Annotated in this window: 21 protein-coding genes; 16 read left to right on the plus strand and 5 right to left on the minus strand. The window is 62.1% G+C overall.

Translation table 11 applies throughout. The features are described from left to right. Window positions 1-3 precede the first annotated feature (3 nt). The 4 genes from cyoB to OKW38_RS01340 all read left to right on the plus strand — a co-directional run bounded on the left by cyoB (window position 4) and on the right by OKW38_RS01340 (window position 4,142). A complete protein-coding gene (cyoB, locus tag OKW38_RS01325; RefSeq protein WP_429332336.1) occupies window positions 4-2,010 on the plus strand; it encodes a cytochrome o ubiquinol oxidase subunit I in 2,007 nt (668 codons plus the stop codon). A gap of 3 nt (window positions 2,011-2,013) precedes the next feature. Further along, on the plus strand, window positions 2,014-2,622 hold the full coding sequence (cyoC, locus tag OKW38_RS01330; protein ID WP_429332335.1) for a cytochrome o ubiquinol oxidase subunit III: 609 nt from the start codon (window positions 2,014-2,016) through the stop codon (window positions 2,620-2,622). Continuing rightward, a complete protein-coding gene (gene cyoD, locus OKW38_RS01335) occupies window positions 2,623-2,955 on the plus strand; it encodes a cytochrome o ubiquinol oxidase subunit IV (RefSeq protein WP_090811308.1) in 333 nt (110 codons plus the stop codon). A gap of 104 nt (window positions 2,956-3,059) precedes the next feature. Next, window positions 3,060-4,142 carry a fatty acid desaturase gene (locus OKW38_RS01340; protein ID WP_429359630.1) on the plus strand — a complete coding sequence of 361 codons (1,083 nt, stop codon included), beginning with the start codon at window positions 3,060-3,062 and terminating at the stop codon, window positions 4,140-4,142. 9 nt (window positions 4,143-4,151) lie between these two features. Here OKW38_RS01340 and OKW38_RS01345 read toward each other — a convergent pair whose 3' ends face one another. The 3 genes from OKW38_RS01345 to OKW38_RS01355 form a co-directional block, all read right to left on the minus strand. Continuing rightward, window positions 4,152-4,664 carry an ankyrin repeat domain-containing protein gene (locus OKW38_RS01345; RefSeq protein ID WP_429360659.1) on the minus strand — a complete coding sequence of 171 codons (513 nt, stop codon included), beginning with the start codon at window positions 4,662-4,664 and terminating at the stop codon, window positions 4,152-4,154. Window positions 4,665-4,740: 76 nt separating this feature from the next. Continuing rightward, on the minus strand, window positions 4,741-5,349 hold the full coding sequence (locus OKW38_RS01350) for a hypothetical protein (protein ID WP_429359632.1): 609 nt from the start codon (window positions 5,347-5,349) through the stop codon (window positions 4,741-4,743). Between the two features lie 36 nt (window positions 5,350-5,385). Further along, entirely contained in the window at window positions 5,386-5,805 is a 420-nt protein-coding gene (locus tag OKW38_RS01355) for a group II truncated hemoglobin (RefSeq protein WP_026226291.1), read from the minus strand. 379 nt (window positions 5,806-6,184) lie between these two features. Here OKW38_RS01355 and nifH point away from each other — a divergent pair, with 379 nt between their 5' ends. From nifH to OKW38_RS01415, 12 genes are all read left to right on the plus strand, one after another. Then, window positions 6,185-7,066 carry a nitrogenase iron protein gene (gene nifH / locus OKW38_RS01360; protein ID WP_184053497.1) on the plus strand — a complete coding sequence of 294 codons (882 nt, stop codon included), beginning with the start codon at window positions 6,185-6,187 and terminating at the stop codon, window positions 7,064-7,066. A gap of 105 nt (window positions 7,067-7,171) precedes the next feature. Continuing rightward, window positions 7,172-8,635 (plus strand): nitrogenase molybdenum-iron protein alpha chain, encoded by a 1,464-nt coding sequence (gene nifD, locus OKW38_RS01365; protein WP_133667172.1) that lies wholly within the window; start codon window positions 7,172-7,174, stop codon window positions 8,633-8,635. A 74-nt stretch (window positions 8,636-8,709) separates the two neighbouring features. Then, on the plus strand, window positions 8,710-10,269 hold the full coding sequence (nifK, locus tag OKW38_RS01370) for a nitrogenase molybdenum-iron protein subunit beta (RefSeq protein WP_429332330.1): 1,560 nt from the start codon (window positions 8,710-8,712) through the stop codon (window positions 10,267-10,269). 370 nt (window positions 10,270-10,639) lie between these two features. Next, complete coding sequence (gene nifE, locus OKW38_RS01375; RefSeq protein WP_429359634.1) at window positions 10,640-12,097, plus strand: nitrogenase iron-molybdenum cofactor biosynthesis protein NifE; 1,458 nt, start codon at window positions 10,640-10,642, stop codon at window positions 12,095-12,097. Between the two features lie 50 nt (window positions 12,098-12,147). After that, a complete protein-coding gene (gene nifN / locus OKW38_RS01380; RefSeq protein WP_429359636.1) occupies window positions 12,148-13,539 on the plus strand; it encodes a nitrogenase iron-molybdenum cofactor biosynthesis protein NifN in 1,392 nt (463 codons plus the stop codon). Window positions 13,540-13,561: 22 nt separating this feature from the next. Beyond that, window positions 13,562-13,975: a nitrogen fixation protein NifX gene (nifX, locus tag OKW38_RS01385; protein WP_090811284.1), complete on the plus strand. Its 414-nt coding sequence runs from the start codon at window positions 13,562-13,564 to the stop codon at window positions 13,973-13,975. Continuing rightward, window positions 13,968-14,453 (plus strand): NifX-associated nitrogen fixation protein, encoded by a 486-nt coding sequence (locus OKW38_RS01390; RefSeq protein ID WP_429359638.1) that lies wholly within the window; start codon window positions 13,968-13,970, stop codon window positions 14,451-14,453. Before nifX ends, OKW38_RS01390 begins: the two co-directional genes overlap by 8 nt. A 24-nt stretch (window positions 14,454-14,477) precedes the next feature. Then, a complete protein-coding gene (locus OKW38_RS01395; protein ID WP_090811280.1) occupies window positions 14,478-14,678 on the plus strand; it encodes a CCE_0567 family metalloprotein in 201 nt (66 codons plus the stop codon). 25 nt (window positions 14,679-14,703) lie between these two features. Next, window positions 14,704-15,030, plus strand: a complete 327-nt coding sequence (fdxB, locus tag OKW38_RS01400) for a ferredoxin III, nif-specific (RefSeq protein ID WP_429359640.1) — start codon at window positions 14,704-14,706, stop codon at window positions 15,028-15,030. Window positions 15,031-15,041: 11 nt separating this feature from the next. Next, on the plus strand, window positions 15,042-15,602 hold the full coding sequence (locus OKW38_RS01405; protein ID WP_429332326.1) for a nitrogen fixation protein NifQ: 561 nt from the start codon (window positions 15,042-15,044) through the stop codon (window positions 15,600-15,602). 263 nt (window positions 15,603-15,865) lie between these two features. Continuing rightward, entirely contained in the window at window positions 15,866-16,369 is a 504-nt protein-coding gene (locus tag OKW38_RS01410; protein WP_429332325.1) for a hypothetical protein, read from the plus strand. 79 nt (window positions 16,370-16,448) lie between these two features. Continuing rightward, on the plus strand, window positions 16,449-16,571 hold the full coding sequence (locus tag OKW38_RS01415; RefSeq protein WP_429332324.1) for a hypothetical protein: 123 nt from the start codon (window positions 16,449-16,451) through the stop codon (window positions 16,569-16,571). On the opposite strand, the gene OKW38_RS01420 is transcribed toward OKW38_RS01415, so the two are convergent. Both OKW38_RS01420 and nodI read right to left on the minus strand, forming a co-directional pair. Then, window positions 16,561-17,349, minus strand: coding sequence for an ABC transporter permease (locus tag OKW38_RS01420; protein ID WP_090811273.1), 789 nt, complete (start codon window positions 17,347-17,349; stop codon window positions 16,561-16,563). The two genes, OKW38_RS01415 and OKW38_RS01420, sit on opposite strands and share 11 nt — an antisense overlap. 3 nt (window positions 17,350-17,352) lie before the next feature. Further along, complete coding sequence (gene nodI, locus OKW38_RS01425; protein ID WP_429332826.1) at window positions 17,353-18,291, minus strand: nodulation factor ABC transporter ATP-binding protein NodI; 939 nt, start codon at window positions 18,289-18,291, stop codon at window positions 17,353-17,355. Between the last annotated feature and the right edge of the window lie 103 nt (window positions 18,292-18,394).

Here is an 18,394-nt window from a genome sequence, read left to right on the forward strand (position 1 = left end):
GCCATGTTTGGAAAACTCACGCCCGGCGCGATTCCGTTCGATCAGCCGATCATCATGGGCGCGGCCGCGTTCATGGCGCTCATCGTGCTGGCGGTCATCGTCACGCTCACGAAGCTCGGCCGCTGGAAGTGGCTCTGGACCGAGTGGCTGACAAGCGTCGATCACAAGAAGATCGGCATCATGTACATCATCGTCGCGGTGCTGATGCTCGTGCGCGGTTTTGTCGACGCCGTAATGATGCGGCTTCAGCTCGCGATCGCGTTTCACGGCCCGGGTTACCTGCCGCCGCACCACTACGACCAGATATTCACCGCGCACGGTGTCATCATGATCTTCTTCATGGCGATGGCGCTGATGGTCGGCCTCTTCAATCTTGTCGTGCCGCTGCAGATCGGCGCGCGCGACGTCGCCTTCCCGTTCCTGAATTCGCTGAGCTTCTGGATGACGGCGATCAGCGCGATCCTGATCAATCTGTCGCTCGTGATCGGCGAGTTCGCGCAGGTCGGCTGGCTCGCGTATCCACCGCTGTCGGAGCTGCAGTTCAGTCCCGGCGTCGGGGTCGACTACTACATCTGGAGTCTGCAGCTCTCCGGCGTCGGTACGCTGATTACCGCGATCAACTTCTTCGTGACGATCGTCAAGCTGCGCGCGCCCGGCATGACGCTGATGAAGATGCCGGTGTTCACGTGGACCGCGCTGTGCTCGAACGTGCTGATCATGGCAACGTTCCCGATCCTAACCGTGACGCTCGCACTGCTCGGCCTCGACCGCTACGCAGGCATGCACTTTTTCACCAATGAGCTCGGCGGCAACGCGATGGTGTACCTGAACCTGATCTGGGCGTGGGGCCACCCGGAGGTGTACATCCTCGTGCTGCCCGCGTTCGGCATCTACTCGGAAGTGATCGCGACCTTCGCGAAGAAACCGCTGTTTGGCTACAGAACGATGGTCTACGCGTCGTGCGCGATCACGGTGCTCGCATTCCTCGTGTGGGCGCACCACTTCTTCACGATGGGTTCCGGCGCGGACGTCAACGCGTTCTTCGGCATTATGACGATGGTCATCGCGATCCCCACGGGCGTGAAAATCTTCAACTGGCTGTTCACGATGTACCGCGGTCGCATCGAGTTCACCACACCCGTGCTGTGGACGATCGGCTTCATGGTCACGTTCACGATCGGCGGCATGACGGGCGTGATGATGGCGATCCCGGGCGTGGACTTCGTGCTGCACAACAGCCTGTTCCTGATCGCGCACTTTCACAACGCGATCATAGGCGGCGTCGTGTTCGGCTATCTCGCAGGCTTCCATTACTGGTTCCCGAAGGCGTTCGGCTTCAAGCTTGACGAGAAGCTCGGCAAGCGGGCGTTCTGGTGCTGGTTCGTCGGCTTCTACGTGTCGTTCGTGCCGCTCTACGTGCTCGGCTTCATGGGCATGACCCGGCGCCTGAATCACTACGACAACCCGACCTGGCATCCCTGGCTGTTCGTCGCCGCATGCGGCGTGGTGCTGATCGCACTCGGTGTCGTGCACCAGATCGCCCAGGTCGTCGTGAGCGTGATCCATCGCAACGAGCCGGAATACGGCGACCTGACGGGCGACCCGTGGAACGGCCGCACGCTCGAATGGGCCACCTCGTCGCCGCCCGCTGTCTACAACTTCGCGCGCATACCGGTCGTCCACCAGCTCGACGCGTTCGCGCACATGAAGGAAAGCGGCGCAGCAAATGCCGCACTGGCGCATTACGAGGACATCCACCTACCGTCGAACACCGCGGACGGGTTCCTGATCGGCGCATTCAGCCTCGTGCTCGGCTTCGCCGGCGTCTGGCACATTACGTGGCTCGCCGTGCTGGCCTTAGTCGCGATCGTCGCCGCGCTGATCGCGCGTAGCTTCCGCGACGACCATGGCTACGTGATTCCGGCCTCGCGCGTGCGCGAAATCGAAGCACGTCGCGGCAGCGCACGCACCCCGGCCGCCCTTGAACTACCCGAATCCGCGGAGACCTGATCCATGTCGCAATCTGCATTACTCGTCCATCACGGCAGGTCGAGCGCTGACCACGGCCCAACGCCCACCGTATTCGGCTTCTGGCTGTACCTGATGACCGACTGCATGCTGTTCGCGTCGCTGTTCGCCGTGTTCGCCGTAATGGCGCACGAGTTCGCGGGTGGCGCGTCCGGACGGGACCTGTTCGACATCCCGGGTGTCGCACTTCAAACCGGCGTGCTGCTGCTGAGCAGCACCACCTACGGCTTCGCGATGCTCGGCGCGCAGCGCCAGGGGCGTGGTGCCGTGATCGGCTGGCTCCTCGTGACGTTCGTGCTTGGCGCGCTGTTCCTCGCGTTAGAGCTGCGCGAGTTCTCGCACCTGGTCGCCAATGGTGCTGGGCCCAGTCGCAGCGCCTTCCTGTCGTCGTTCTTCACGCTGGTCGGCACCCACGGCCTGCACGTGACAGCCGGCCTCGTCTGGATGGCCGTGCTCGTCGTGCATGTCGTCCGCTCGCCTGAACTGTCCGGTCGCGACCTCACGAGTCTGACATGCCTGAGCCTCTTCTGGCACTTCCTCGACATCGTGTGGATCTGCGTGTTTTCGTTTGTCTATCTCGGGAGCATGCTCTAAATGGTCCATTCACACTCGACGTCCACGACCGCCTCGCGTGGTGACGTCGCCGGTTATATCACCGGTTTCGTGCTTGCCGTGGCGCTGACGGCTGGCTCATTCTCGATCGTCACGCAACGGTTGCTGCCGTCCGGCTCCGCGATTATGGCGCTCGCGTTGCTGGCGTTCGTGCAGATCGTCGTGCATCTGGTGACGTTCCTGCATCTCGACCTGTCGCGCGGCCAGCGCTGGAACGTGCTGGCGTTATGCTACACCGCGCTCGCCGCGCTGTTCCTGATCTTCGGCACGATCTGGGTAATGCACAATGTCAGCATGAACATGATGTCGCGCTGACTCGCCACCAGCGCGAAACGGTCTGGTCACATCATCGCGGACACGGCATGCAGCCGTCGGCCGCGTGCGTAGTGTTGTCCTGCACCGCTCTACCGGTCTTCTTCATGAACAGTCCGAATCACCCCGTTCCCGCCAATGAGCCATTGCCCCATCGCAAGGTCATCCGCTCGTGGCTGACACCGTTCGCCGAACGCCGCACCGCCTACGCGCTTCTGCTGCTCGTGTTCGACTACGTTTTGCTGTTGTGTGCGCTCGCCGCGAGCGTGTTCGCGCACGGGTTCGTGCTGAAGACCGTATTCGGATGCATGGCGGGCTTCGTCATCGGACGGCTCTTCGTCATCGGTCACGACGCATGTCATGAGAGCCTGACCCGGCACCGCACGCTCAACCGCTGGCTGGGCCGGATCGCCTTCCTGCCGTCGCTCACGCCGTACAGCCTGTGGCAAGTGGGTCACAACGTGGTGCATCACGGCTACACGAACCTGAAAGGCGTCGATTTTGTGTGGGCACCGCTGACGATCCAGGAATATCGCGCCTTGAGTGGGCCACGGCGCGCACTGGAACGTATCTATCGCAGCGGCTGGGCGCCCGGTCTCTACTACATGATCGAAATTTGGTGGACGAAGATGTTTTTCCCGTCGCGGGCCGCAATGCCGACGCGGCGCCCCGTGTTTTTCCGTGACTGCACGCTGGTATCGGTGTTCGCACTGCTGTGGATCGGCGCGCTCGCGTGGATCGCTCGCGCGACGCAGCGGGGGGTGGTCCCGTCAATCGCATGCGGGTTCGCGGTGCCGTTCCTGTTCTGGTGCGCGATGGTGGGTTTCGTCGTGTACGCGCACCACACGCATCCGCAAATCCGCTGGTACGACGATCGCGCGAAATGGGGGCGTTCAGATCCGTTCGTATCCACGACGGTGCACTTGACCTTTCGCTGGCGTGTTGGCGCGCTGTTTCATCACATCATGGAGCACACCGCGCATCACGTCGACATGAGTCTGCCTCTATACGGGCTCGTCGGTGCTCAGCGAACCCTCGAAGCGATGCTTCCGGAACGGATCGTCGTGCAGCGGTTTTCGTGGCGTTGGTACTTCGACACCGCACGAGGCTGCAAACTATACGATTTTTCGACTGATCAGTGGACCGATTTCGCTGGTCGCGCGACGCACGTCCCTCTTAAGACTCGCTAACAAAGCCTGTCATCCGAAAGCAAGCAGCAGTTGCAGCCCGAGGTCGGCTGCCATGTCGAGCGCGCTGCGGCCATCCGGTGCGCACAGTTCTGCATTCGCCCCATGCGCAAGCAGCATCTGCAGGACGTCGAGGCGACCGCTCGCGGCTGCTTGCATCGGGCATGTGATGTCGTCGTCGTTCACATGGTCGATCGGCGCGCCGGCGTCGATCAGCCGCAGGATGGTCGCGGGGCCGCCGTGCAGGCACGCGAACCAGAGCGCATGGTTGCCGTCGTCATCGAGCGCGTCGACGCGTGCGCCGAGTGCGAGCAACGCTTCGACCACCGCGTCCTCGCCATGCTGCGCGGCGCGCATCAACGGGGTTTCGCCGTTCACGCAGCGCGAATGCGGAGCAGGGAAGCCGTGGTACGCCAGCCAAGTGGAGAGTGCGGCGGGCACGATCGTATCGAGTTGTGCATCGGCGTTCCGGACAAGGCGCGAGGCCAGGCGTTCGCGGACGACGAAAGCAGTGTCAGTGCGCATGATCATGGTCGCGTTCGGGTGCAAGGGAACATCGGTTGGCGCAGCCGCGCGGGCGGCGGCCGCAGGGACCGGCGCCTCAGACGGGCCGGTTCTCGTTGGGGTTGCGCACCGGCCCCATCAATTCAAGTCCTTCGCTGTAGGCGATCGTCTCGAAGGTCACGTCGAACTTGATGGCCGCGTCCGCTACCGCATCCAGCTTGCCGCCTGAGTCCTTTTTCTTCAATTCGTTCTTCTCGAGGTACAGCAGTTCGAGCATCTCGTTGTAGACAGTGGACTCGAGAATCGGCAGCACATAGAACATCGCGCCCTTGTACGGCACCTGATATCGCTTGCTCAGGTCGATGTTGTCGCAAAACAGAAAATACTTGCCACCCGCCGAGAGCGTGTCGCCGAGCACCTCGGCCACGTCCTTCAGATGCTCGAAGCTCAACAGATACCCGGCGAAGAACGGCAAGTGCTTATGGCCGATCGTCGCGCATGCCATGACCTGATCGCAGGTCAGCTCCGGCGGCCGCGCTTCGTCGGCGAGCTTCGGGGCAAACCGCAGCGCAAGTTCGCCGCGGAAGCCGACCCGGTCGAGCCTGTTCGTCAGCCCCTTGAGAACCGGGTTGAGCAGACGGCCTTCATGTTCGAGACGGGCGAACGCGGTGTCGTCGATCTCCTTGTGCGCGAGCGTTTCGGTCATCACAGATCCTTGGGTTAAACAGCGTTGAAGAGGGATTCACGTCTGCGTATTGCGCATCCGGTCGGCGATTTTGAAAAAGGCCTGCATCAGTTCATCGCGTAGCACCGGATCGACACCCGTCTCGTCGAACGCGGCGCGCATGCAAGCTAGCCACGCATCCCGTTCGGCGGTGCCGATCGCGAATGCGGCATGACGCGTGCGCAGCCGTGGTTGGCCGCGCTGTGCCGAGTACCGCTTGTCGGCGCCGAGCCATTCGCACAGATACAGCACCAGCACGGCCTTCGTCGAAGACAGGTCCGGGTGATGCATCGCGCGAATGCGCTGCGCGTCGGCCCGCGTATCCATGTGCCGATAGAACGCATCGACCAGGCGGATGACGGCGGTCTCGCCGCCTAGACGGTCGAAGTGCGTCTCGCGCGGCACGGGTCGCGAAGCTTGGGTGGCTGGTGTGTCCATGGCGCGATCAATGCAATAACCGAACCAGGCCCCAACCCGGCGATTGTCCGGCTGCACGCAGGCCAATGCGACAGAAATCGCACGACAAACGCGCCCGAATGGTTTCATTGGCGACGAAGTTCGCGTGGTTTGTCGCGAAATCGACAAGACAGAAGAGGAGTCCGCAAAAGTCCCGAACCAACCGCCGCAGCGCGGCGGGTCGGACGCGTCGCAGTACCGCTGGTGACGTGGCACAGAAGCTGCGTTTGGAGTCCAGCGCGGACACAGGTCCGGCCAATGCGTGACTCGATATAAGAAGACCCATACAGGCACGACAGGCTGACATGGTCGCGGTTACGCAACCCTGGTTTCAACCCTTCTTCCTGAATGGAGAAATGCAATGTCTAAACTTCGGCAAATCGCTTTCTACGGTAAAGGCGGTATCGGCAAGTCGACCACCTCGCAGAACACCCTGGCAGCCCTGACTGAACTCGGGCAGAAGATCCTGATCGTCGGCTGCGATCCCAAGGCGGACTCTACCCGCCTGATCCTGCATGCAAAGGCGCAGGACACCATCCTGTCGCTAGCGGCCGAAGCCGGCTCGGTGGAGGACCTCGAACTCGAGGACGTGATGAAGATCGGTTACCGCAACATCCGTTGCGTGGAGTCCGGCGGTCCGGAACCGGGCGTCGGCTGCGCGGGCCGTGGCGTCATCACGTCGATCAACTTTCTCGAAGAAAACGGCGCCTATGACGGCGTGGACTACGTGTCGTACGACGTGCTCGGCGACGTGGTGTGCGGCGGTTTCGCAATGCCGATTCGTGAGAATAAGGCGCAGGAAATCTACATTGTGATGTCCGGCGAAATGATGGCCATGTATGCGGCCAACAACATTTCAAAGGGCATTCTGAAGTACGCGAACAGCGGCGGTGTGCGGATCGGCGGGCTCGTGTGCAACGAGCGTCAGACCGACAAGGAACTCGAACTCGCCGAAGCGCTGGCGAAGATGCTCGGTTCGAAGCTGATCCACTTCGTGCCGCGCGATAACATCGTGCAGCACGCCGAGCTGCGCCGCATGACGGTGATCGAGTTCGCGCCCGAATCCAAACAGGCGGAAGAGTATCGCCAGCTCGCCACCAAGGTGCACAACAACGCGGGCAACGGCACGATCCCGACGCCGATCTCGATGGATCAACTGGAAGACCTGTTAATGGAGCACGGAATCATGACGTCCATCGACGAATCGCAAGTCGGCAAGCCTGCAGCGGAACTGACCGCCTAAGCGAGCGCCGCTGCGCGCGGCCCGGTGTTCTTCTTCACGCGATGAACCGGGCCATGCCGGCTACCCGCTGCCAGGCTTGATACTCACCCTATGGAGCATTCCCCCATGAGCGTCACTGTTGAAGAGCGCAAGGCCGCGAACAAGGCCCTGATCGATGAAGTGCTGAAGGCCTATCCGGAGAAGATGGCCAAACGGCGCGCCAAGCATTTGGGCACCTTCGAGGACGGCAAGCCCGACTGTGGCGTGAAATCAAACATCAAGTCATTGCCGGGCGTGATGACGATTCGCGGTTGCGCGTACGCCGGCTCGAAGGGCGTGGTCTGGGGGCCCATCAAGGACATGATCCACATCAGTCATGGTCCGGTCGGTTGCGGCCAGTACTCGTGGGCCGCGCGTCGCAACTACTACATCGGCACTACCGGTATCGACACCTTCGTGACGATGCAGTTCACGTCGGACTTCCAGGAAAAGGACATCGTCTTCGGCGGCGACAAGAAGCTCGACAAGATCATCGACGAGATTCAGGAACTGTTTCCGCTGAACAAGGGCATCTCGATCCAGAGTGAATGCCCGATCGGCCTGATCGGCGACGACATCGAGGCCGTCTCGAAGACGAAGAGTGCGCAGTATGAAGGGCACACCATTTTGCCGGTGCGCTGCGAAGGTTTTCGCGGCGTCAGCCAGTCGCTGGGCCACCATCTGGCTAACGATGCGATTCGAGACTGGATATTCGACAAGGCCGATCCGGACAAGCGGCCCGAATTTGTTTCGACGCCTTATGATGTTGCGATCATCGGCGATTACAACATCGCCGGCGATGCCTGGTCGAGCCGGATTCTGCTCGAAGAGATCGGCCTGCGCGTGATCGCGCAATGGTCGGGCGACGGCTCGATCGCCGAGCTCGAGAACACGCCCAAGGCCAAGCTCAATTTGCTGCATTGCTACCGCTCGATGAACTATATCAGCCGGCACATGGAAGAGAAGTACTGCATTCCGTGGGCGGAATACAACTTCTTCGGCCCGTCGATGATCGAGAAGAGCCTGCGCGAGATCGCCAGCCACTTCGACGACACCATCAAAGCCAACGCGGAGAGGGTGATCGCCAAGTATCGTCCCCTGGTCGATGCGGTGAACGCGAAGTTCAGAGCGCGCCTGCAGGATAAGACCGTGATGCTGTTCGTTGGGGGGCTGCGTCCGCGCCACGTGATCGGCGCCTACGAAGACCTCGGCATGAACGTGGTCGGCACCGGCTACGAATTCGGCCACAACGACGACTATCAGCGCACCACGCACTACGTGAAGGACGGCACACTGATTTACGACGACGTGACCGGCTACGAGTTTGAGAGGTTCGTCGAACAGGTCCAGCCCGATCTGGTCGGCTCCGGCATCAAGGAAAAGTACGTGTTCCAGAAGATGGGCGTGCCGTTTCGCCAGATGCACAGCTGGGACTATTCCGGTCCATATCACGGCTACGACGGCTACGCCATTTTCGCGCGCGACATGGACATGGCCATTTCCAGCCCGGTATGGGGGCTCGCCAAGGCGCCCTGGAAGAAAAACCCCTAAGCGCTGGCCACCGCACCGATCACCGGACTGATCACCGGCCGGCAGGCCATTGAATTGAATATCAGGAGCATCCCGTGCCCCAATCCGCAGACCAGATTCTCGACCAGGAACTCCTGTTCCGTGAGCCCGAGTACCAGAAAATTTTTCGCGCGAAAAAGGAAAATTTCGAGTTCAACCATTCAGACGAGCAGGTCAAGCAGATCGTCGAGTGGACCAAGAGCGAAGACTACCGGCAAAAGAACTTTGCACGCGACTCGCTCACCATCAACCCGGCCAAGGCCTGCCAGCCGCTCGGCGCAGTGTACGTGGCCAACGGCTTTCACAAGACGCTCAGTTTTGTGCATGGCTCGCAGGGCTGTGTAGCGTTTTACCGCTCGCACTTCTCGCGTCACTTCAAGGAGCCGACCTCGTGCGTCAGCTCGTCGATGACCGAGGACGCGGCGGTGTTCGGCGGCATGAACAACATGATCGACGGCCTCGCAAATGCGTACAACCTGTACAAGCCCGACATGATCGCGGTCTCCACGACCTGCATGGCGGAAGTGATCGGCGATGACCTCGACGCGCTCATCAAGAGCAGCAAGCAGAAGGGCAGCGTGCCGGAAGACTATGACGTGCCGTTCGCGCACACGCCGGCCTTCGTCGGCAGCCACGTGACCGGCTACGACAACGCGCTCCTCGGCATCCTCAGGCACTTCTGGGACGGCAAGGCCGGCACAGCGACGCCGCTTGAGCGCGTGCCCGACGACAGCGTCAACTTCATCGGCGGCTTCGACGGCTACGTGGTCGGCAACATGAAGGAAATTCGCCGCATCTTCGATCTGTTCGGCGTGACGGTGAACATCATCTGCGACCCATCCGAAACGTGGAATACGCCGACCGACGGCGAGTTCCGGATGTACGAAGGCGGCACGACCAAGGAGGAAGTCGAGCGCGCGTTGAACGCGAAGGCGACCTTCGTGTTCCAGGAATACTGCTGCGAGAAGACCAGCAAGTTCATTGGCGAGCATGGCCAGGAAGTGGTGGTGCTGAACTCGCCGGTTGGCGTCGCGGGCACCGATCAGTTCCTGATGGAAATCTCGCGCGTGACCGGCAAGCCGATTCCGGCGCAACTGGAGAAGGAGCGAGGCCAGCTCGTCGATGCGATGGCCGACAGCCAGGCTCACCTGCACGGCAAGCGCTTTGCACTCTACGGCGACCCGGACCAGATGCTGGGCTACACGCAGTTCCTGCTGGAACTCGGCGCCGAGCCGGCTCACGTGCTGGCGACCAACGGCAACGAAACCTGGGCTGCGAAGGTGCAGGCGCTGTTCGACGCGTCGCCCTACGGCGCCGGCTGCAAGGTGTATCCGAAACGCGATCTGTGGCACATGCGCTCACTGCTGTTTACCGAGCCAGTGGATTTCCTGATCGGCAACACCTACGGCAAATATCTGGAGCGCGATACCAAAACGCCGCTGATACGCATGGTGTTCCCGATCTTCGATCGCCACCATTACCATCGCTTCCCGACCTGGGGCTATGAAGGTGCGTTGCGGGTGCTGGTCACGCTGCTGGACGAGTTCTTCGAAGCGCTCGACGCCAACACGATCGACGTGGCGAAGACCGACTACAGCTACGACATCATTCGCTGACGAGGAGAGCGCGGCCATGGCAGACACAGCAGATGCATCGGGCGCGGCTGGTCAAGATGACGCAGGACGGCCTTAACGTCGAGGTCATCAACGGCCAGGTTTGCCTGGCCGGTGTGGGCGAGGCCGGATGCGTTGCTGGAGGCGCGCGCGAATGCGATCGCGCGGGTCCTGCTCCATACGGAACGGCAAGGCAGGCAGTGAACGTGTGTTGTCGTTTTCTGTGTCGCGAGCCGTCTGTCGCAAACCGTTCAAACCCGCCATGGCGATGCGCGCGAGCGACTGCCTCAGCGCCAATTGGCACGTTTTCAAGGCGTTTCCCGGTGGTATGGGACTTGCCACTAGAGAAACGTCCATCCATCAGGAGCACGTCATGTCTGCTTCGCTCAATGCCCAAATCGCCGAAGTTTTCGACGAGCCGGGTTGCGACAAGAATCAAGGCAAGAGCGAGAAGGAACGCAAAAGGGGCTGCACGAAGCAGCTTTCGCCGGGTTCGGCCGCAGGCGGGTGCGCGTTCGACGGCGCGAAGATCGCTCTGCAGCCGGTGGTGGACGTCGCACACCTCGTGCACGGGCCGATTGCCTGTGAAGGTAACTCGTGGGACAACCGGCACGCCGCTTCATCCGGTCCGCAACTCTATCGCACCGGCTTCACCACCGATATCAACGAACTCGACGTGGTGTACGGCGGCGAGAAGCGCCTGTTCAGAAGCGTGCGCGAAATCATCGAGAAATACGATCCGCCCGCAGTGTTCGTCTACCAGACCTGCGTCACTGCGCTGATCGGCGACGACATCGAGGCAGTCTGCAAGCGCGCCACCGAACAATTTGGCAAGCCGGTAATTCCGGTCATTTCCCCCGGTTTCGCCGGGCCGAAGAATCTGGGCAACAAGCTTGGCGGCGAGGCGATCCTCAACTATGTGATCGGCACGCGCGAGCCCGAGTACACGACGCCGTACGACATCAACGTCATTGGCGAATACAACCTGTCGGGCGAACTCTGGCAGACCAAGCCGCTGCTCGACGCGCTAGGCATCCGTATCCTCTCGTGCATCTCCGGCGACGGGCGCTACAACGAGATCGCAAGTTCGCATCGCGCCAAGGTCAACATGATGGTCTGCTCGAAGTCGATGATCAACATCGCGACAAAGATGCAGCGGCGCTACGGCATCCCTTACTTCGAGGGCTCGTTCTATGGGATCGGCGACATGAGCGACACGCTGCGCCATATCGCCCGCCTGCTCGTGCAGCAGGGCGCGCCGGACGATCTGCTCGAGCGGACCGAGCGCCTGATCGCCGTCGAGGAAGCGCGCGCGTGGGAGCGCATCGCGCACTACAAAGCGCGCCTTACCGGCAAGCGGGTGTTGCTCATCACAGGTGGCGTGAAGTCTTGGTCGGTGGTTTCCGCGCTGCAGGAAGCAGGGCTCGAAATCGTCGGCACCAGCGTCAAGAAGAGCACTAAGGAAGACAAGGACAAGATCAGGGAGATCATGGGCGATGACGCCCACATGATCGACGGCATGACGCCGCGCGAGATGTACGCGATGCTCAGGGACGCGCGGGCCGACATCATGCTGTCGGGTGGCCGCTCACAGTTCGTCGCATTGAAGGCCCGCATACCGTGGCTCGACATCAATCAGGAACGCCACCACCCTTATGGCGGCTACGAGGGGATCGTCGAGCTGGTGCATGAGATCGACCGCGCGATCTACAACCCGGTGTGGCAACAGGTGCGGATCCCCGCTCCGTGGGGCGACGACGGGGGAGCGCTCGGTGTGGTCCAGGCGCAAGCCGCGCGCCCGCTGTCGAGCGCCGTGGGGTGGGGGCGATGAGCCTCGAACCCAGTATGCCGACCTGACGCCCCCGAACTCGAGAACATGCCATGGCCGATGTCGTCGAATCTATGAAAGCCTGTGCGGTCAATCCGCTCAAGATGAGCCAGCCGCTGGGCGCGAGCCTCGCGTTCCTTGGGCTCGATGCCTGCATGCCCGTGATGCACGGCTCGCAGGGCTGCACGTCATTCGGCCTCGTGCTGCTGGTGCGCCACTTCAGGGAGGCGATCCCGCTGCAGACGACAGCCATGGACGAAGTCACCGCGGTGCTCGGCGGCTACGAGAACATCGAGGCCGCGCTGCTCAACATCCGCAAGCGCGCTGCGCCGAAGGTCATCGCGATCTGTTCAACAGGTCTCACCGAGACCGAGGGCGACGACGTGGACGGCTATCTCGTTACCGTGCGCAAGCGCAAGCCCGAACTCAACGACACTGAGATCGTCTATGTGTCGACCCCCGACTATGTCGGCGCATTCGAAGACGGCTACCGGCATGCGATTACCGGCATCGTCAACGCGCTGGTCAAGGCGTTGCCAACGGTGGCCAATCAGGTGACGCTGCTGCCCGGCAGCCATCTGTCGCCTGGCGACATCGACGAACTGCGCGAGATCATCGAAGCGTTCGGCCTCGATGTCATCGTGCTGCCCGACATTTCCGGCTCGCTCGACGGCCATATCGCGCCGGACTGGCGCGGCACCACACTGGGTGGTACCACGCTCGCGGAGATCCGGGCCGCGGGTGCATCGGCATTGACGATCGGCGTGGGCGAGCAGACGCGCGACGGCGCCGAGGCATTGCATGCTATCGCCGGCACACCGTTCGAAGTGTTCGGGCGGCTCACCGGACTGGAACCCAACGATCGTCTGCTGCAATTGCTCGCGCAGCGCTCCGAACGACCCGTTCCCGCGAAATACCGGCGTCAGCGCAGCCAATTGCTCGATGCGATGCTGGACGGCCATTTCTACACCGGAGGCATCAAGGTCGCGATCGGCGCAGAGCCCGATCTGCTGTTCGCGGTCGGCAGCATGCTGCACGAGATGGGCGCGCAGTTGCGCTGCTGCATCAGCACGACGCGATCGCGCGCGCACGCGTTGCTGCCCGCTGATCAGGTCGTGATCGGCGATCTCGAAGACATGGAGCGCGCCGCGGCGGACTGCGACCTGCTGATCACCCATTCGCACGGCAGGCAGATGGCCGAGCACCTGCAAAAGCCGCTCTTCCGGATCGGTTTTCCGGTCTTCGACCGGGTTGGAAACGCACATCGACGCTACGTCGGCTACCGCGGCACGATGAACCTGATCTTTGAGATCGCCAACCTGATGATCGAGCAGGTTCCGCATCACGATCCGGGCGAATGGCCGCTGCCGCAGGCCGCTATCGATCTGGCCGCGCCCGATCCGGCGCGCGAAGCGAACATTCCTGTCGTCGCGGCCGGTGCTTGACCCGCCTAAAGGAGCACACAGCATGAAGATCGCGTTCGCCACCCAGGACAGGCAGTTCGTCGATGCGCATTTTGGCTGGGCGAGGAGCATCGTCACCTACGACGTCACACCGGACGGCTACCAGTTCGTCGAGGCGTTCGACTTTGGTGACAAGCTCGAAGAGGACGGCGACGAGGACAAGCTCGCGCCCAAACTCGAAGCCGTCAAGGATTGCGCGATCCTGTACGTCGCCGCAATCGGCGGCTCGGCCGCGGCTCGAGTGGTTGCGCTGAAGATTCATCCGATCAAGGTGCCGCGGCCCGAGTCCATCGAGGAGACTCTCGGCAAGTTGCAACAGGTGCTGAAGGGCACGCCGCCGCCGTGGCTGCGCAAGGCGCTGGCGAAGGATGGCGAACGTGTATACGACTTTGAAGACGATGAGGTATCCCATGGCTGAAACATCCGCAATTCCGTCCAAGGCCAACGACGAAATGCTGCTGGTCGCACCGTTTGTGCAGCAGCTCGTCAAGCAGTTGCGCGCGCAGGACACCCACGGCGTGTGGGACGGAAAGACCGACCTGCAACTGCTCAAGCCGTACATCCACACGCCGGAGGAACGCCGCGCGATTCCGATCATGGGCGACCCCGACCCCGAAACGCTGTGGCGGCTCGAGCTTTTCTATAGCGCGATTGCGGTGGCGATCGAGCGCGAGACCGGCCAAATGGTTTCGCCGATGATGAAGATGAGCCACGAGGGCTTCGGCCGCATGGTGTTGATCGCGGGGCGGCTCGTTGTCGTCAACAAGCAGTTGCGCGACGTACACCGGTTCGGCTTCGCTTCGCTGGAGACGCTCGCCCAGGCGGGCGCAAAGCTTTTCGACGAAGCGGTCGAGGTGATCCGGATGTACCCCGCCGTCGCACAGTACGGCGCCTGAAGGAATCGTGAGGGGACCGAGACGATGAGCACCGATGCCGATGAACTCAAGGCGCACCTGAAGAAACTCAACGCGCAAGCGACCCGGGCGAAGTTGGACCTGCACGACCTCTCAGAGGAACTCCCGACCAACTGGGAGAACATTCTCGCTGTCGCCCAGCGCTGCCATGACGCCCACGCCGCGCTGATGGCAGCCCGCAAGGCTGCCGCTGCGGCAGAGGCCTGAACCAGCGAAGCCATGGAGCCACATCATGAGCGATACCTTCAGCGTTACGCTGCCGAGCGGCGCCACCTGGACGCCGACCTTCGTCAACAGGCTCGACGAAGAAAAATGCATTGGTTGCGGACGTTGCTTCCGTGTCTGTCCGCGTGGCGTGCTGCAACTCGTCGGGCTTAACGAGGACGGCGCGCACGTCGCACTGGACGGCGACGACGAAGACGAAGACGAAGACGAAGACGACGACGAGTACGAGAAGAAGGTGATGATTATCGTGCATCGGGAACTGTGCGTCGGCTGCACCGCGTGCGCGAAGATCTGCCCGAAAAAGTGCTACACGCACGCGGCGGCCGTTCTCTGAGCGATGCCGCGATGGACGCCTATGCAACCCTGATGGCGTGTGCGGTGGATGCGGGCGATCCCACCGTGCTGGCACTGGCCGGCGTGCTGTCGAGCGGGTTCGAGCACCACGGCGTCGATGTGCTGCCGATGCCCGGACTGGACGCCGACCAGACGCGCCGGATGCTCGCGCGCTGGTTCCCGGGTGCCGGCTCGGCGCTCGGTCTTACGTGCGTCTTGTCGCCCGCCACGATGCCGCGTGGCGACGAACTGGAAGACCTGGTGGCGTTGCTCAATCACCATGCCGATCCCCGCGCCGGCCCGGCAGACGAGGCGAACTGCGTGGCCCATGCATTGGCCTGCGCGAGCCTCGGGCAAAACCACCTTTGGCAAGACCTGCTTCTGCCGTCGCGGCGCGAGTTGTCCGCATTGATCAGCCACTGGTTTCCGCGGCTGGCCGCGAAGAATACGCATGACATGAAGTGGAAGAAGTTCTTCTACAAGCAACTGTGCGAGCGCGAGGGCCTGTTCATCTGCAAGGCGCCGAGTTGTGGCGTCTGTTCGGACCATGCGCTTTGCTTTGGAGCGGAGTAGGCAGCACGCGTCGGCCACCGCTTCGATTGTGTCGCGTCGCGGGTGGCCGACTTCTGGGGCTGGGCGAAGCCGCTGTCCGAGCATCGGCTGGCGCCGCACGCGCGTCATGCCGGCCGGACGCGCTACACGTACGACACGGTGCGTAGCTGGTTTTTCACTCCGGCAGCGGGCGAACGGCTTGCGGGCCATGTCACGAGGCGCTCTCCATGAGACCCATGCCGCCTGCCGTTGCCGTAACGGTGCGATCCGAAGCGCAGCCCGTCATGAATCAGAACCGCGGCACATGCCTTCCCGACAGCAGTGCGAGCCTGTCGCTGGAGCGCGCGCGGGCACATGTCGCGAGCCTGCAGCACGAGTTGTTCGCGGTTGAGCAGGCGCTGCTCGACGACCGCGCATTGACGCGCGCATTGAGCGGGCGTCGATGGGTTTATGTGGGCGGGCGGCCAAGCATCAACGCCGTGCTGCGTGCGCTGGTGGAGGCGGCCGGAGGCGAGTTCGTTCATCACACCGGAACCATCGACGACGATAGCCGTGCCGAAGGCTTCGAGGCTTTGCTGTCGGGCGCCTACCGGGTGCTGTGCCCATTGGATCTGATCGACCCGGATTCGCTGGTCGCGCTGCGGCGATTGTGCGCGCGTCACCGCACGCCGTGGTCCGCTTTGCGTTCGTCGAGCGTGACGAGCTTCATCGCGGGCGTGTTGCGGGCTCGGCCTGCCCAGCCGCGCGGCGTGGTCGCAGCGTCGCGCTTCTGCCTGAGGCATGGCTGACGTCGTCATGACTTTACGTACCGCGAGATGTGGGCGCAAAACTTGCCTTTGACGTGGTCTTTCCACGAGAGGGCCTGCAATGCCCGATTCCGCACAACGCTACGGCCTTTTCCTCAACGTCGAGAACCCCGACGGCGACGCGCGCGATGCGCAGACGCAAACCGTGCGTAATGCGCCGGCCATAGCTGGCATTAAGACATGAGGCGTCGACGTAACAGTGCCACCGACAGGAAGAACGGCAACACCGTGCAAATGCAGAGAGCGCCAATATGCAGGGCAACACTGCCCACCGGGCGTCCGAGCATCGCGGGACGGATAAGGTCGACGGAATGTGCGAGCGGCAAGAAGCGCGCTACGTCGCAAAAAACGGCAGGTAGCTTACTGATCGGGAAGATCACGCCGCTCAGGAGCACCATGGGCGTGAGAACGAGCGTTTGATAGAACACGAAGTAATCGTGACTGGGTGCAAGCGCCGTGAGGATCATCGCCAGACTCGCGAAGGCGAGGCCAGTCAGGGCGATGGCAGGCAATGCATAGAGAATGGATGACCACGCTGCATAACCCAGTACGGTGGCTACCACCATGACGGCGATGCCGGCAAAAAAGGCCCTGGTGGCGGCCCATGCCAGTTCACCGAGAACGATATCGCCGAGCGTGAGCCGTGTACACAGGATCGCTTCCCACATGCGCTGAACATGCATGCGAGAGAAAGCTGCGTAAATCGTTTCGAAGGTCGCGGAGGTCATCGCGCTCGTGGCGACCATACCCGCCGCGAGAAACGCGATATAAGATGCGCCATCGACGCGACCTACCATTATCCCGAAACCAAAGCCGAGGCCGAACAGATAAATCATAGGATCGGCAAGGTTACCGAGAATCGAGGCAAACGCGACTTTTTTCCATGCCAGATAGTTGTGGCGCCACACTGCAACCCAGTTCCACACGTTCGCGGGCAGGGCCGCTGCATAAAACTCTCTCATCGTTCACTCCTTCATCCCGCGCCCGGTTAACTGCAAAAAGACATCCTCGAGATTTGCTGGACGCTGTAAAAGGCGCAGCGCCGCGCGCCCGCGCAACTGTACAGACACCCGTTCCGGATCGGACACATAGCAGAAGAGGGTCCCACCACTGACCTCGATACGCTGCGCGTGCGGCGCGAGCAACGTGCGCAGCTCATGCGGATTGCCGCCGTGGATCTCGACCACGTGGCTCCCGATCTGTTCTTCGATCAGCACGCGAGGCCCGCCTTCGGCGATCTTTCGCCCCTCCTCCAGCACACACAGTCGGTCGCACAGCCGCTCGGCCTCTTCCATGAAATGGGTGGTCAAGAGGATCGTCTTGCCGCGCGCCAACAATGACCGCAGGCTTTCCCAGATCAGGTGGCGCGCATGCGGGTCGAGACCCGTTGTAGGCTCGTCCATGACCAACAACTGTGGATCGTTGATCAGCGCGCGTGCCAGCATCAGCCGCCGCTTCATGCCACCGGATAGTTCGGTGACGCGCGCATCGACCTTGCTTTCGAGGCAAGCGAATTCGAGCAGCGACGGCACGACCGCTTCAATTTCACGTGTGCTCATGCCGAAGTAGCGCCCAAACACCAGAAGGTTCTCGCGCACGGTGAACCCGGGCTCAAGGTTGTCGAATTGCGGCACCACGCCAATGCTCATACGTGCCGAGCGAGCGCGCGCCGGCACTGGCTCCCCGAGCACGATGATCTTGCCTGCGTCGGGCGGCGCCATGCCGAGAACCATACGCACCGTCGTGCTCTTGCCCGCGCCATTTGGCCCTAGCAGACCGAAGCACTCTCCAGGCGCGACGCTGAACGACAATCCGTCGACTACGATCTTGTCGCCATATGACTTCCTTACGCCGGTGAAGCTGATTGCTGCTTTGGACATGGAGATAAGAAGGAAATTACGCACTCGTCTTAAAGAAAAAGAAGCCGTTCTGCTGCCGCGGCCCGATTGAAAACGCCCTGGTCGATAGAAGATCCTTGCCTGCCAAGCGCGAGAGTTACTGACAATG

It is taken from the genome of Paraburkholderia sp. MM5496-R1, from assembly GCF_050436205.1.
Lineage (GTDB): Bacteria > Pseudomonadota > Gammaproteobacteria > Burkholderiales > Burkholderiaceae > Paraburkholderia > Paraburkholderia tuberum.

Coding starts and splice junctions, on each gene's coding strand:
- cyoB (WP_429332336.1), top strand. CDS start 4: ATGTTTGGAAAACTCACGCCCGGCGCGATTCCGTTCGATCAGCCGATC.
- cyoC (WP_429332335.1), top strand. CDS start 2,014: ATGTCGCAATCTGCATTACTCGTCCATCACGGCAGGTCGAGCGCTGAC.
- cyoD (WP_090811308.1), top strand. CDS start 2,623: ATGGTCCATTCACACTCGACGTCCACGACCGCCTCGCGTGGTGACGTC.
- OKW38_RS01340 (WP_429359630.1), top strand. CDS start 3,060: ATGAACAGTCCGAATCACCCCGTTCCCGCCAATGAGCCATTGCCCCAT.
- OKW38_RS01345 (WP_429360659.1), bottom strand. CDS start 4,664: ATGCGCACTGACACTGCTTTCGTCGTCCGCGAACGCCTGGCCTCGCGC.
- OKW38_RS01350 (WP_429359632.1), bottom strand. CDS start 5,349: ATGACCGAAACGCTCGCGCACAAGGAGATCGACGACACCGCGTTCGCC.
- OKW38_RS01355 (WP_026226291.1), bottom strand. CDS start 5,805: ATGGACACACCAGCCACCCAAGCTTCGCGACCCGTGCCGCGCGAGACG.
- nifH (WP_184053497.1), top strand. CDS start 6,185: ATGTCTAAACTTCGGCAAATCGCTTTCTACGGTAAAGGCGGTATCGGC.
- nifD (WP_133667172.1), top strand. CDS start 7,172: ATGAGCGTCACTGTTGAAGAGCGCAAGGCCGCGAACAAGGCCCTGATC.
- nifE (WP_429359634.1), top strand. CDS start 10,640: ATGTCTGCTTCGCTCAATGCCCAAATCGCCGAAGTTTTCGACGAGCCG.
- nifN (WP_429359636.1), top strand. CDS start 12,148: ATGGCCGATGTCGTCGAATCTATGAAAGCCTGTGCGGTCAATCCGCTC.
- nifX (WP_090811284.1), top strand. CDS start 13,562: ATGAAGATCGCGTTCGCCACCCAGGACAGGCAGTTCGTCGATGCGCAT.
- OKW38_RS01390 (WP_429359638.1), top strand. CDS start 13,968: ATGGCTGAAACATCCGCAATTCCGTCCAAGGCCAACGACGAAATGCTG.
- OKW38_RS01395 (WP_090811280.1), top strand. CDS start 14,478: ATGAGCACCGATGCCGATGAACTCAAGGCGCACCTGAAGAAACTCAAC.
- fdxB (WP_429359640.1), top strand. CDS start 14,704: ATGAGCGATACCTTCAGCGTTACGCTGCCGAGCGGCGCCACCTGGACG.
- OKW38_RS01405 (WP_429332326.1), top strand. CDS start 15,042: ATGGACGCCTATGCAACCCTGATGGCGTGTGCGGTGGATGCGGGCGAT.
- OKW38_RS01410 (WP_429332325.1), top strand. CDS start 15,866: ATGAATCAGAACCGCGGCACATGCCTTCCCGACAGCAGTGCGAGCCTG.
- OKW38_RS01415 (WP_429332324.1), top strand. CDS start 16,449: ATGCCCGATTCCGCACAACGCTACGGCCTTTTCCTCAACGTCGAGAAC.
- OKW38_RS01420 (WP_090811273.1), bottom strand. CDS start 17,349: ATGAGAGAGTTTTATGCAGCGGCCCTGCCCGCGAACGTGTGGAACTGG.